The following is a 12,599-nucleotide window of genomic DNA, read 5'->3' as shown; positions in this document are numbered from 1 at the left end:
CGCCACTGGTGTTCCTCCACATCTCTACGCATTTCACCGCTACACATGGAATTCCACTCTTCTCTTCTGTACTCAAGCCTTCCAGTTTCCAATGACCCTCCCCGGTTGAGCCGGGGGCTTTCACATCAGACTTAAAAGGCCGCCTGCGCGCGCTTTACGCCCAATAATTCCGGACAACGCTTGCCACCTACGTATTACCGCGGCTGCTGGCACGTAGTTAGCCGTGGCTTTCTCGCAAGGTACCGTCAAGGTACGAGCATTACCTCTCGTACTTGTTCTTCCCTTACAACAGAGTTTTACGATCCGAAAACCTTCATCACTCACGCGGCGTTGCTCCATCAGACTTTCATCCATTGTGGAAGATTCCCTACTGCTGCCTCCCGTAGGAGTCTGGGCCGTGTCTCAGTCCCAGTGTGGCCGATCACCCTCTCAGGTCGGCTATGCATCGTCGCCTTGGTGGGCCATTACCCCACCAACTAGCTAATGCACCGCAAGGCCATCCCAAGGTGACGCCGGAGCGCCTTTCATCATCAGACCATGCGGTCTGAAGAACTATTCGGTATTAGCTCCGATTTCTCGGAGTTATCCCAATCCTTGGGGCAGGTTCCTTACGTGTTACTCACCCGTCCGCCGCTCATTCCCTTCACTTCCCTCCGAAGAGTTCCGTGAGCTTCCTGCGCTCGACTTGCATGTATTAGGCACGCCGCCAGCGTTCGTCCTGAGCCAGGATCAAACTCTCCATAAAGTGTTTGACTTGCTCGTTGTGTGACCGAAGTCACGTTGACGAAGCTTGCGCTTCATTCATTGTTTGTATCCGAAGATACGTTTTTTGCCTCATCGTTCAGTTTTCAAAGTCCGATATGTCGTTTGACGACTTTTAAATCTTACAGTAAAGTATTAACTGGTGTCAATAACTTTTTTCATAAGTTTTTTTCGTTTTCGACGTGTCTGTGTGGCGTGTGCCTCAGCGACATGTATTAATATATCAACTCTTGTTTTTTTCGTCAACTGTTTTTCTAAAAAAATATTAAAAAAAGACGGACGCCGCTCTGACCGGATAAAACGGTAGAACGGCGCCCTTTCTTTTACGCTCTTTTGCCAGACGCAGCATTCGCTGAATTTGGTTTTTCCTGCAGTCGATGCAACATCAGAATTTGATACGCATTACAAACGAGTAATGTGGCAAGCGCTGCCCATAACATCCGTTTGTCTTGTGTCGCCTGAAGAGCCGGCACCCATTCAATCAATGTGATGACTGTCATCAAAAAGAGTGTCGGCACGAATGCCGTGAAGTTTGTCTCGCGCGCTTTCGTCCGAGCGACAAAAAACGCGATGAGCAGTAAGACAACCATCTCTCCAATGTACAGGTTCGTTTTTTCAAATCCGAAAGCAAGTCCCCGAAGGTAGATCCCATCGAATAACGCAAATGCGATTAAGACGATTTGGACCCGATCCCATAGCTTAGCCCCCCGGAAAATATCGAGTCCGACCCGGTGAAGGATCAGATATGAAAAGAATCCCATCAAACTGATGGCTGTCCATGTACTGCTGTAAGCCAAGGCCGTGACATATCCGCTGATCGATTGGTTACGGACATAACCTGGTTCAGCGACAAGGTTAAACACGAAGCCGGCGAGCGTCCCGATCAGGAGCGTCATCCAAAACAGCTTCAAAAATCCTCTAGTCTTCATTCATTATCCCTCTACTTTTTCGATGACACGCGCTGCGAGTTCATTATAGTGTGTTTCAAATGGATGGTCGTCACGGTAAATCGACGGTGCAAAGTCCGTTTCATTTGCATACGGCTGTCCAAGTGGAATCTTAGCTAGAATATCTGTTTTTAACGCTTCTGACAACTTCTCTCCGCCGCCTGAACCAAACACATACTCTTTTTCGCCAGTCGTCTTGCTTTCGAAATATGCCATATTCTCGATGATTCCGAGCAAACGGTGGTTTGTTTTGATCGCCATCGCCCCTGCACGTGCAGCAACGAATGCCGCAGTTGCGTGCGGTGTCGTGACAATCAGTTCCTGACAGCTTGGCAACATCGAATGAATATCGAGTGCCACGTCGCCTGTACCCGGTGGTAAATCAAGCAGTAAGTAATCGAGGTCGCCCCACTCGACGTCAGAGAAGAAGTTGTTTAACATCTTTCCGAGCATCGGGCCACGCCAGATGACAGGTGCATTGTCTTCGACGAAGAAGCCCATCGAGATGACTTTAACCCCAAACCGTTCAGGTGGAATAATCCGGTCGTTGACGACCGTCGGACGGGTTTCGATTCCCATCATGTCCGGCACACTGAATCCGTAGATATCCGCGTCGATCAAGCCAACTTTTTTTCCTGCCCGTGCGAGGGCAACTGCCAAGTTAACGGAAACCGTCGATTTTCCGACACCGCCTTTACCGGAAGCTACCGCAATGAATGTCGTGCCAGATTCCGGTTTAAGGATTGATGGTGTCGTCGCGGCTTGAATACCGTGATCGCCGAGTGCCTCAAAACGTAAGCCGACCGTCTTGAATCCTTTTTCCTTTAACTCTTTGACGATCTGTTGCTGTAACGCGAGCTGTTCGCCTGATCCTGCTTGTGCCAGTGCGATTTTGAGACTGACATAGTCTCCTTTGATGCGGACATCGCGAATCCCGTTCGTATCTGTAAGCGAGCGTTCAATCGTCGGATCGATCAATTGCCCGACCACCTCGCGAATTTCTTGTTCATTCAACATAGTGTCTTCCCCCTGAGAACGTTCGATTTAATCCATTTCAGTATAACAAAAATAAGATAGCGCTTGCACATTTCGACTCGGAAAGCATGACATTTCCTTGAAGACTCGTAAGGAAGTTACCTGAAAGATGAAAAAAGAGAGATCCCCCTCTTCACAATTGTAAAAAGGGGATCTCTACGTTTAAAACATCCGGTTCCATGTCGCAGGTCCGACGACACCATCAACCGCTAATCCTTGCCGGTCTTGATAGGCACGTACTTTATCGACGGTCTCCGCATCAAAACGTTTCGTGACAGTCGCCTTGACCGCTCGCTGAATCCGTTCGATGTCCCTGCTGTTCATGTTTATGGCTCCTATATAGAGAGGTTGCCCCGGATAAGGCACTAAGACATCCGTCGTCGCTTTGTTCAGCTCAAAGTGTGGATAGTCTTTAAACCCACTCCAGTCTCCGCCCCAGGAAAAACCTTGCCGCTTCATCGCCTGGACGATTTGCTGAAAGTTGGCATCGGTATTAAAAATTGCTTCTGTCCCGTCCACGGAATATTGAAACAGATCCACGGCAATCCCCCGGTTATGATTTGATTGTCCCCCACGCGCATTCGTGACGACTGCGCCCGGCATCGTCCGTCCTTGCGCATACAGCTTCTCCTGCTCGGCGTAGGACCGGAATCCTTGGGCCACTCCGACATAAATCCCTTTGACATGAAGCTCCCGGATGACTTGACGTGTCTTTCGCGCAACTTCCGGCGACAGTCCCGGAACATTCAGTTTTCGGTTGGCCCGTTCTAATAACCAACTGACTGATACGGTCATCGTTCACCACACTCCTTTGTAGACTGTTCCCGAAAACAGAATTCGGTATACTTATCGATGGACATGTCCTCACAAATCATTCGGAAAAAGGAGTTTTTTGATGAAAAAGATGGTTGCCTTCTCAGGTATCTTGACTGTTCTCTTACATACTGGTTATGCAATTTACTTTAATACGGTGCATGAGGCGAACGCGGCTTATCAGCCCACTCTCCCCGAGAACAGCACGGTATTAAGTCAGGACACGTCTTTTGTTGGTAAAGTTGGTTCACAAACGACGTACGATCCTATTTCTTTTTTAAAGGATCTTTTCCTGTGGAGCATTCCGCTGACATTCATTGGTTTGATGGCACTTTTATTCCTCATCCGAACCATCCGACGTCGTACATTCTGAACAACAGACCGCTTTCTGACCGCTACCGGTCAGAAAGCGGTTTTTTTGCATAAAAAAATCTCCCACCCGTAAGGATGAGAGATAAAACGATTAACGTTTTGAGAACTGAGGTGCACGACGTGCTGCTTTGAGACCGTATTTTTTACGTTCTTTCATACGAGCATCGCGTGTGAGGAAACCTTTAGCTTTAAGTGTGCCACGGAAGTCTGGATCCGCTTGAAGAAGAGCACGTGAGATACCGTGACGGATTGCGCCTGCTTGACCAGTGAAGCCGCCGCCTTTGACCGTTACCATGATATCGTATTTGCCTTCTGTTTCTGTGAGTACAAGTGGTTCTTTTGCAGTCATGATTAATGTTTCATAACCGAAGTATTCGCTGATATCGCGCCCGTTAACTGTGACTTTACCGTCTCCAGCAACGAGGAAAACGCGAGCTGCCGCGCTTTTACGGCGACCAGTGCCGTAGTAACGTACATCTGCCATCGTGTAGTTCCTCCTAAATTCGTATTAACCGCGAAGTTCGTAAACTTCTGGTTGTTGTGCTTCTTGCTTATGAGTATCTCCAGCGTAAACGTGGAGTTTGTTGAACATTTGACGACCGAGGCTACCTTTTGGAAGCATCCCTTTGATCGCGAGTTCAAGCATACGCTCAGGTTTGTTAGCGAGTAAGTCGCGTGCGACAGTCTGCTTCAAGCCGCCTGGATGACCAGAGTGACGGTAGTAGACCTTTTTGTCGAGTTTGTTACCAGTTAATACGATTTTCTCAACGTTGATGAGGATAACGTGATCCCCACAGTCAACGTGTGGTGTGAACGTAGGTTTGTGCTTACCGCGGAGAAGTGAAGCCACTTCGCTCGAAAGACGACCGAGTGTTTTGCCTTCTGCGTCGATAAGGAGCCATTTGCGTTCTACATCAGTAGCTTTCGCCATGAAAGTTGTGCGCATGTAAAATACCTCCTAAGGAATTTAAAAATTTCTTTTTTGATTTTTCATTTATTCACTGTTTGAATCTATCAGAATCTTAGGTGTACGGGGCTAAGATTGTGGTTTCATAATAAATGAAATGCCAATAAACATTGTATGTTTTTTAGCGGCTAATGTCAAATGCCTTTTTTAGACTCTGGGTAGAAAACTTCCCAAAGGTATAACCCGTGCGGTGGTGCCGTCACACCAGCGACGTTTCGATCCTTCGCTTCGAGCATTCGTTTGATGTCATTCGGGGCAAATCGACCGCGTCCGACATCAAGCAACGTGCCGACCATGATCCGAATCTGATTGTAGAGAAAACCGCTTCCCTGAAAACGAAAAATCAGTTCTTCTCCTTGTTCAATCAGTTCCGCTTCATAAATCGTCCGAACACGATTGTCCGTCTCTGTCTTCGCGACACAGAACGAACTGAAGTCATGAGTCCCGACTAAATGCGCTAATCCCAGACGAATTTGCGCAACATCGAGCGAATACGGAATCAGGACGGATTGATGACGTCGAAACGCATCTTCCGTCCGGCGCACGAAGTACCGATACTCTTTCCCTACTACATCATACCTTGCTTCGAAGTCAGAAGCGACCTCTTTACAGTCACGAACGCGAATATCGTCCGGTAATAACGTATTTAGGGCCTTCACCATGCTTGCAGGTGCAATCGCCAGTTCCGTATCAAAATGAATGACTTGTCCCTGTGCGTGCACACGCGCATCCGTACGCCCGGAACCAATCACCTTGACCGGGTGCTTATGCATCCGCTCAAGCGTCTTCTCGAGGACTTCCTGAATCGTCAGACCGTTCGGTTGTACTTGGTACCCGGAATAGTCCGTCCCGTCATACTGAATCGTACATTTAAAGCGTCGCATCAAAAGCCTCCCCGTAAATAGACTAGAAGCAGTCCGAGGACGATCAGAAGGACAATCAGCCCCGTGTCGCGACCTGTCCATTTGGACTCACGGAGTCGTGTCCGTCCTTCGCCCCCCCGGTATCCCCGGGCTTCCATCGCTGTCGCAAGATCTTCTGCCCGTTTAAACGCCGAGATGAAGAGTGGAATCAGCAAAGGAATGATGGCCCGTAAGCGTTCTTTAATCGGACCCGCCGATAAATCGACACCGCGCGCCTGCTGTGCCTTCATGATTTTTTCCGTCTCCTCTGCCAAGGTCGGCAGGAAACGAAGGGAAATCGACAACATCAAGGCAATCTCGTGCGTCGGGACACGGACGACTTTAAATGGTTTGAGTAACAACTCAATCGCATCCGTCAGTTCGATTGGTGACGTCGTCAACGTGACGAGTGTCGTAATCGATACGAGGTAAAAGAACCGGAGCGAAACGATGATGGCAAGACGCAATCCTTCTTCATAAATCTTGAACCAGCCAAATTCAAACAGAATGGCCCCTTCACGCGTAAACAACAGCTGAATGATAAACGTAAAGACGATTAAGAATAAAATCGGTCGCAGCCCTTTTAAGACGTAACGGATTGGTAATTTACTACTCGCTAAAGCAAAAAACGTAAACAGCAATAAAAAAATATTCGTTGCTGCATTATTGGCTAAAAACACAAGAGGAATAAAACAAAAGGCAAAAATGATTTTCGCGACGGCCGACGAACGATGTAAATACGACGACCCTGGTATATGTTGTCCTACGATCATCGTCCGTCCCCCCGTACATGCAAAATCCATTCAATCAATTCCGCTTCCGTCTGAAGCGACGGGCGTGGCTGTTTCAATTGATCGGCCATCCTCCAAGCAAACGCCAAAACGTGGGGTAAATCGAGATGGAATTGACGCAGTAACGTTTCTTGACGGAATAGACCCATTGGTTCTCCGTCATACGCGACTTGTCCCTCTTCCATGACGACGACCCGGTTCGTATACTCAAGGACTTGATCCATATCGTGTGTAATCAACAGCAAGGTCATTCCTGATTGCGCATGCAGCTCAGCGAAAAGAGACAGCATCTGCTTTCGTCCTTGTGGATCAAGTCCTGCTGTTGGTTCATCGACGATCAACACGTCTGGTTGACTAGCGAGTACGCCCGCAATCGCAACACGCCTCATTTGCCCACCAGACAGGTCAAACGGAGAACGTGACCAGAAGACTTCATCGAGTCCCACGGTACGTAAGGCATCTTTCGCTAACCGTTCTGCCTCTGCCGGTGTATGACCAAAGTTCATTGGACCAAACATGACATCTTTCAAGACGGTTTCTTCGAACAATTGATATTCCGGATACTGAAAGACAAGACCCACCCGTTTACGGAGCGCCTTTAAATCTTGTTTTCGTTTTGGTTCGATGATGATGTCATCAACCTGTACCTTACCGGCAGTTGGTTTCAACAAGCCGTTAATATGTTGGACGAGCGTGGATTTTCCGGAACCGGTATGCCCCACAAACGCAACAAGCGCCCCTGACGGAATCTCAAGATTCACATCACGCAGCGCGACTCGTTCAAACGGACTATTGAGTTGGTACGTATAATTCAATTCCTGGATTAAGATTGGCATAAGCGGTTCACCAAGTCTCTTTCATCTAGTATCGTGTCCTCATAAGTAAGACCACGTGCCGAAAGTTGCTCCTGCACCCGGACGACGAATGGAACATCTAGTCCAATCTGCTCAAGAAACGCGGATTGTGCAAACACCTCTTGCGGTGTACCTTCTAAAACGATTTGCCCCGCATCCATGACAATGACACGACTGGCCCGTAAGACTTCATCGAGTTCATGTGTAATGGCAACGACGGCCATCGGGTGTTGCTCATATAATTCCTGGACGGTCGACATAACCTCAGTTCGTGCAATCGGATCAAGCATCGATGTCGCTTCATCGAGCACGAGAACATCAGGGCGCATCGCAAGCGCCGAGGCGATTGCGACACGCTGCTTCTGTCCGCCGGATAGTTGATGAGGTTCCCGATCAACAAAATCCGTAAGGCCAACGCGCGCTAGACTGTCGTCGATACGACGAACCATTTCCTCGCGTGGCACACCCCAGTTTTCCAGGGCAAATGCCACGTCGTCGCGCACGGTCGTGCCAACGAATTGATTATCCGGATTTTGAAAGACGATACCGATTGCACGGCGCATCTCCCACAGTTGCTCCGGCACTGCACTCGAGAATGTCTCGTTGACAGTAACCGTTCCTTCTTCAGGAAGCAACAATCCGTTAAACAACTTCGTCAGCGTTGATTTTCCAGAGCCGTTGTGTCCAACGATCGCGACCCATTCCTGCGAATGAATCGAAAGAGAGACATTCCGTAAGGCTGGTTGTTCTTGTTCCGGGTAACGGTACGTCACCTGTTCCAACTCAATCAGCTTTGTCATGTCTGCTCCTCCTTCATCAAATCAAAATAATTTCATTTGTAACAAAAGGGCAGAAGCGAGTTACGCACTGCCCTTTTATTCGAATCATTTAAAAATTAAACGAGTTCGATGATGACCATTTCTGCGCCGTCACCACGACGTGGTCCCATTTTCATGATACGTGTGTAACCACCTTGACGCTCAGCAAAACGTGGAGCAACATCAGCAAACAATTTTTGGATTGCATCTTGTGTTTTACCAGCTTCGTTTTGACCAGCAGCTTCGCGACGAACGAACGATGCAACTTGACGACGAGCGTGGAGATCACCGCGTTTACCTAAAGTGATGAGTTTCTCAACGACTGGACGAAGTTCCTTCGCTTTTTGTTCTGTAGTTTGGATACGCTCATTGATGATGAGATCAGTCGCAAGGTCACGCAAAAGTGCCTTACGTTGTGAGCTTGTACGGCCTAATTTCGAGTATGCCATGGATGGATTCCCTCCTTCGTGCAATTAATAGTTTTAGTCTTCTTTACGTAGGCCCAGTCCGAGTTCATCGAGCTTCGCTTGAACTTCTTCGAGTGATTTACGTCCGAGGTTACGAACTTTCATCATCTCGTCTTCGCTCTTGTTCGCGAGTTCTTGAACCGTATTGATGCCGGCACGTTTCAAACAGTTGTACGAACGAACTGAAAGATCGAGTTCTTCGATCGTCATTTCAAGTACTTTTTCTTTCTGATCTTCTTCCTTTTCGACCATGATTTCGGCATGGAGCGCTTCGTCTGTAAGACCAACAAAGATGTTTAAGTGTTCTGTCATGATTTTTGCACCGAGTGACACTGCTTCTTCCGGGCGGATTGAACCGTCCGTCCAAACATCAAGCGTCAACTTATCGAAGCTCGCATCTTGACCAACACGTGTTTTTTCAACTTGATAGTTTACACGTTGAATTGGCGTGTAAATCGAATCAATTGGAATGACGCCGATTGGCATATCGTCCCGTTTGTTATCTTCAGCCTGAACGTAACCACGGCCACGACGAGCTGTCAGACGCATATGAAGTGATGCACCTTCTGCAAGTGTTGCGATGTGGAGTTCTGGGTTGAGGATTTCGACGTCGCTGTCATGCGTAATGTTCGCAGCAGTAACAACGCCGGCGCCTTGAATATCGATCTCAAGTGTTTTCTCTTCTTCCGAGTAAACTTTGAGGGCGAGTTTCTTAAGGTTCAAGATGATTTGGGTAACGTCTTCTACAACGCCATCAATCGTCGAGAACTCATGAAGAACGCCATCGATTTGGACTGCAGTAACTGCAGCACCCGGAAGTGAAGATAATAGGATACGACGCAATGAGTTGCCAAGCGTTGTACCGAATCCACGTTCAAGCGGTTCTACCACGAATTTACCAAACGTAGCGTTATCGCTTAATTCGACCGTTTCAATCTTCGGCTTTTCGATTTCGATCATCTGAACCCCTCCTTGAATATCGTCATGTTGGCCATCGCGTTCAATCGCCAACCGTCTTGTGTACGTTTCTACTGCCTTGCTTGGTCAAACGATCAACGAAAGTCTACTCGAATTCCCGCTTTGCAGTACAAGACGGGTTACACGCGACGACGTTTTGGAGGGCGGCAACCGTTGTGTGGAACTGGAGTTACGTCACGGATCGCTGTTACTTCAAGACCGATTGCTTGGAGCGCACGGATTGCAGCTTCACGACCTGCACCAGGACCTTTAACGTTAACTTCTACAGTACGCATACCGTTATCCATTGCTGTTTTCGCAGCAGTTTCAGAAGCGAGTTGCGCAGCAAATGGAGTTGATTTACGTGAGCCTTTGAAGCCCATGTTACCTGCAGTTGCCCAAGAGATTGCATTCCCTTGCATGTCAGTGATCGTAACGATTGTGTTGTTGAATGTTGAACGGATATGCACGATACCAGATTCAATATTCTTTTTGACTTTACGTTTACTACGAACATTCTGTTTACGTTTTGCCATCTTAGTTTACCCTCCCTTACTTCTTCTTGTTCGCTACTGTACGGCGTGGGCCTTTACGAGTACGCGAGTTGTTTTTAGTGTTTTGACCACGAACTGGAAGACCACGACGGTGACGAACACCACGGTAGCAACCGATTTCGATCAAACGTTTGATGTTGAGTGAGATTTCACGACGAAGGTCACCCTCAACTTTTACTTTATCTAATCCATCACGGAGTTGGTTGAGTTGTTCTTCAGTCAATTCACGAGTACGAGTATCTTCAGAGATACCAGCTTCTTTCAAGACTTTCTGAGCAGTCGTTTTACCAACACCATAGATGTAAGTGAGTGAGATAACGATGCGTTTCTCACGTGGAATATCTACACCAGCAATACGTGCCATGTGTGCACCTCCTTGTTTATTACCCTTGTTTTTGTTTATGCTTAGGGTTTTCGCAAATAACCATTACTTTGCCTTTACGGCGGATAACTTTACATTTTTCACAGATCGGTTTAACCGAAGGTCTTACTTTCATTGTGAATACCTCCTCCTGAAAAAATCGGAGTTTTTATTTGAAACGGTATGTGATCCGTCCGCGAGTCAAGTCGTATGGTGACAACTCAACCGTTACTTTATCTCCTGGTAGGATCCGAATGAAGTGCATCCGAATTTTTCCTGAGACGTGCGCGAGGACCGTGTGGCCGTTTTCTAACTCCACCTTAAACATCGCGTTTGGAAGCGGTTCGATAACCGTACCTTCCACTTCGATTACATCTTGTTTCGCCATCAATTATACCCCTTTCTCTATAAAGTTGATTGGGAGCCCAGACGATTTGTAGCGCTTAGGGGCTTTCTACAGTAGCCGTGAGAGAATCATCGGTCACAAACACGAGTGGATAGCGGCTTATAGAAAGGTGACACCAATAACGCGCACAGCTCACTCTGCATCGACCGTTAAGATCTCGTAGCCTTCGTCTGTGATGGCGATGGTGTGCTCAAAGTGGGCGCACATGCTACCGTCCACTGTCACTACCGTCCAATTGTCGGATAGCGTGCGAACATAGCGTTTTCCGACATTAACCATTGGCTCAATCGCCAAGGTCATGCCAGTTTTCAGGCGCGGCCCTTTCCCCGGTGGTCCATAATGTGGAATTTGCGGATCTTCATGCAAATTTTGTCCCACGCCGTGGCCCACATATTCGCGGACTACAGAAAAATTCGCTGCTTCAACATGTGACTGAATCGCATGCGAAATATCTGTCAGGTGCACGCCAGCTTTGGCGCGCTCCAATCCTTTATACAGAGATTCTTCAGTTACGTCAAGTAACCGCTTCGTCTCTTCAGAGATTGTACCTACCGGATATGTCCAGGCTGAATCTCCGTGATATCCGTTATACTCCGCCCCGATATCAATCGAGATGATGTCTCCATCGTGGAGTACGCGGTCACCCGGAATACCATGGACAAGTTCTTCATTTACTGAAGCACAGATGCTGCCAGTAAACCCATTATAACCTTTAAACGATGGTGTTGCCCCTTGACTTCGAATATAGCGTTCAGCAATCGCATCGAGTTGCCCCGTTGTGATCCCTGGACGAATATGAGTTTTCAGCTCCTTATGCGTCCGGGCGACGATTTGTCCCGCCTGACGCATGATGTCGATTTCACGCGGCGCTTTCGTAATGATCATTACTGATCACCAAGAAGTGCTTGAACATCGGAATAAACTTCATTAATCGGACGATCACCGTCCAAATTACGAAGATACCCTTTTTCAGCGTAAAAGTCAATCAAAGGTTGCGCTTGAGCGACGTTGACTTCAAGACGACGGCGAACCGTTTCTTCTTGATCATCTTCACGTTGAACAAGTGCTGATCCGTCGATATCACAGACACCCTCCACTTTTGGCGGGTTATAGATGACATGATACGTTGCTCCACATGTCGGGCAAATCCGGCGGCCTGTCAAACGAGGGACAAGTTTCTCCGGGTTCACACCGATGTGAACGACGTGATCGATTTGTTTATTTAGATCCGCAAGCAATACTTCAAGAGCATCTGCTTGTTTCACTGTGCGTGGGAAACCGTCAAGAAGAAAACCATTTGCACAGTCTTCTTTGGCGAGACGTTCACGTACGATGCCGATTGTGACTTCATCCGGAACGAGTTCCCCTTTATCCATGTACGATTTCGCTTCCTGCCCGAGCGGTGTTTGATCTTTGATCGCCGCACGGAACATGTCGCCTGTCGAGATGTGTGGAATGGCGTAGTCTTCGATAATTTTCGCAGCCTGCGTCCCTTTTCCAGCACCCGGCAAGCCCATCAATACAAGATTCATGTCGGTAGCCTCCACTTCTATAGACTCTATAGACACAACAGAAAGGAAAGGGATGGTCCCC

The 12,599-nt window shown here is 47.9% G+C and carries 18 protein-coding genes and 1 rRNA gene; 1 reads left to right on the top strand and 18 read right to left on the bottom strand.

The genetic code is table 11. The features are described 5' to 3' along the window. The 4 genes from P402_RS0100360 to P402_RS0100345 form a co-directional block, all read right to left on the bottom strand. A 16S ribosomal RNA gene (locus tag P402_RS0100360) occupies positions 1 to 745 on the bottom strand; the annotation flags it as partial. Between the two features lie 340 nt (positions 746 to 1,085). Further along, positions 1,086 to 1,691: a KinB-signaling pathway activation protein gene (locus P402_RS0100355; protein ID WP_026826929.1), complete on the bottom strand. Its 606-nt coding sequence runs from the start codon at positions 1,689 to 1,691 to the stop codon at positions 1,086 to 1,088. 3 nt (positions 1,692 to 1,694) lie between these two features. Beyond that, positions 1,695 to 2,726: an Mrp/NBP35 family ATP-binding protein gene (locus P402_RS0100350; RefSeq protein WP_026826928.1), complete on the bottom strand. Its 1,032-nt coding sequence runs from the start codon at positions 2,724 to 2,726 to the stop codon at positions 1,695 to 1,697. 180 nt (positions 2,727 to 2,906) lie between these two features. Then, positions 2,907 to 3,539, bottom strand: a complete 633-nt coding sequence (locus tag P402_RS0100345; protein WP_026826927.1) for a M15 family metallopeptidase — start codon at positions 3,537 to 3,539, stop codon at positions 2,907 to 2,909. 100 nt (positions 3,540 to 3,639) lie between these two features. Here P402_RS0100345 and P402_RS0100340 point away from each other — a divergent pair, with 100 nt between their 5' ends. Then, on the top strand, positions 3,640 to 3,930 hold the full coding sequence (locus P402_RS0100340; protein ID WP_026826926.1) for a hypothetical protein: 291 nt from the start codon (positions 3,640 to 3,642) through the stop codon (positions 3,928 to 3,930). Positions 3,931 to 4,020: 90 nt separating this feature from the next. Here the strand turns inward: P402_RS0100340 and rpsI are convergent, their stop codons facing one another. The 14 genes from rpsI to P402_RS0100270 form a co-directional block, all read right to left on the bottom strand. After that, a complete protein-coding gene (rpsI, locus tag P402_RS0100335; RefSeq protein WP_014969171.1) occupies positions 4,021 to 4,413 on the bottom strand; it encodes a 30S ribosomal protein S9 in 393 nt (130 codons plus the stop codon). A gap of 24 nt (positions 4,414 to 4,437) precedes the next feature. Then, the gene (rplM, locus tag P402_RS0100330; RefSeq protein WP_012369041.1) at positions 4,438 to 4,875 is read right to left on the bottom strand and encodes a 50S ribosomal protein L13; all 438 of its coding nucleotides are present in this window, start codon (positions 4,873 to 4,875) and stop codon (positions 4,438 to 4,440) included. Positions 4,876 to 5,030: 155 nt separating this feature from the next. After that, on the bottom strand, positions 5,031 to 5,780 hold the full coding sequence (gene truA / locus P402_RS0100325; RefSeq protein WP_026826925.1) for a tRNA pseudouridine(38-40) synthase TruA: 750 nt from the start codon (positions 5,778 to 5,780) through the stop codon (positions 5,031 to 5,033). Beyond that, positions 5,780 to 6,571 carry an energy-coupling factor transporter transmembrane component T family protein gene (locus P402_RS0100320; RefSeq protein ID WP_026826924.1) on the bottom strand — a complete coding sequence of 264 codons (792 nt, stop codon included), beginning with the start codon at positions 6,569 to 6,571 and terminating at the stop codon, positions 5,780 to 5,782. Before P402_RS0100320 ends, truA begins: the two co-directional genes overlap by 1 nt. Next, entirely contained in the window at positions 6,568 to 7,425 is an 858-nt protein-coding gene (locus P402_RS0100315) for an energy-coupling factor transporter ATPase (protein WP_026826923.1), read from the bottom strand. Before P402_RS0100315 ends, P402_RS0100320 begins: the two co-directional genes overlap by 4 nt. Then, positions 7,413 to 8,243 (bottom strand): energy-coupling factor ABC transporter ATP-binding protein, encoded by an 831-nt coding sequence (locus P402_RS0100310; RefSeq protein WP_026826922.1) that lies wholly within the window; start codon positions 8,241 to 8,243, stop codon positions 7,413 to 7,415. Before P402_RS0100310 ends, P402_RS0100315 begins: the two co-directional genes overlap by 13 nt. A gap of 95 nt (positions 8,244 to 8,338) precedes the next feature. Next, positions 8,339 to 8,710: a 50S ribosomal protein L17 gene (rplQ, locus tag P402_RS0100305; protein ID WP_012369036.1), complete on the bottom strand. Its 372-nt coding sequence runs from the start codon at positions 8,708 to 8,710 to the stop codon at positions 8,339 to 8,341. 33 nt (positions 8,711 to 8,743) lie between these two features. Beyond that, positions 8,744 to 9,688: a DNA-directed RNA polymerase subunit alpha gene (locus P402_RS0100300; protein ID WP_012369035.1), complete on the bottom strand. Its 945-nt coding sequence runs from the start codon at positions 9,686 to 9,688 to the stop codon at positions 8,744 to 8,746. A gap of 137 nt (positions 9,689 to 9,825) precedes the next feature. Next, positions 9,826 to 10,221 (bottom strand): 30S ribosomal protein S11, encoded by a 396-nt coding sequence (gene rpsK, locus P402_RS0100295; protein ID WP_012369034.1) that lies wholly within the window; start codon positions 10,219 to 10,221, stop codon positions 9,826 to 9,828. Between the two features lie 16 nt (positions 10,222 to 10,237). Continuing rightward, on the bottom strand, positions 10,238 to 10,603 hold the full coding sequence (gene rpsM, locus P402_RS0100290; protein ID WP_012369033.1) for a 30S ribosomal protein S13: 366 nt from the start codon (positions 10,601 to 10,603) through the stop codon (positions 10,238 to 10,240). Between the two features lie 19 nt (positions 10,604 to 10,622). Further along, complete coding sequence (gene rpmJ, locus P402_RS0100285) at positions 10,623 to 10,736, bottom strand: 50S ribosomal protein L36 (protein WP_003156543.1); 114 nt, start codon at positions 10,734 to 10,736, stop codon at positions 10,623 to 10,625. 33 nt (positions 10,737 to 10,769) lie between these two features. Beyond that, positions 10,770 to 10,988: a translation initiation factor IF-1 gene (gene infA, locus P402_RS0100280; RefSeq protein WP_012369032.1), complete on the bottom strand. Its 219-nt coding sequence runs from the start codon at positions 10,986 to 10,988 to the stop codon at positions 10,770 to 10,772. Positions 10,989 to 11,138: 150 nt separating this feature from the next. Then, positions 11,139 to 11,891: a type I methionyl aminopeptidase gene (gene map, locus P402_RS0100275; RefSeq protein WP_026826921.1), complete on the bottom strand. Its 753-nt coding sequence runs from the start codon at positions 11,889 to 11,891 to the stop codon at positions 11,139 to 11,141. Then, the gene (locus P402_RS0100270; protein WP_026826920.1) at positions 11,891 to 12,538 is read right to left on the bottom strand and encodes an adenylate kinase; all 648 of its coding nucleotides are present in this window, start codon (positions 12,536 to 12,538) and stop codon (positions 11,891 to 11,893) included. Before P402_RS0100270 ends, map begins: the two co-directional genes overlap by 1 nt. Between the last annotated feature and the right edge of the window lie 61 nt (positions 12,539 to 12,599).

It is taken from the genome of Exiguobacterium sibiricum 7-3 (assembly GCF_000620865.1).
Classification (GTDB): Bacteria; Bacillota; Bacilli; order Exiguobacteriales; family Exiguobacteriaceae; genus Exiguobacterium_A; species Exiguobacterium_A sibiricum_A.
The sequence above is the reverse complement of the archived record's forward strand: the minus strand, read 5'-3'. Positions and strand labels throughout refer to the sequence as shown.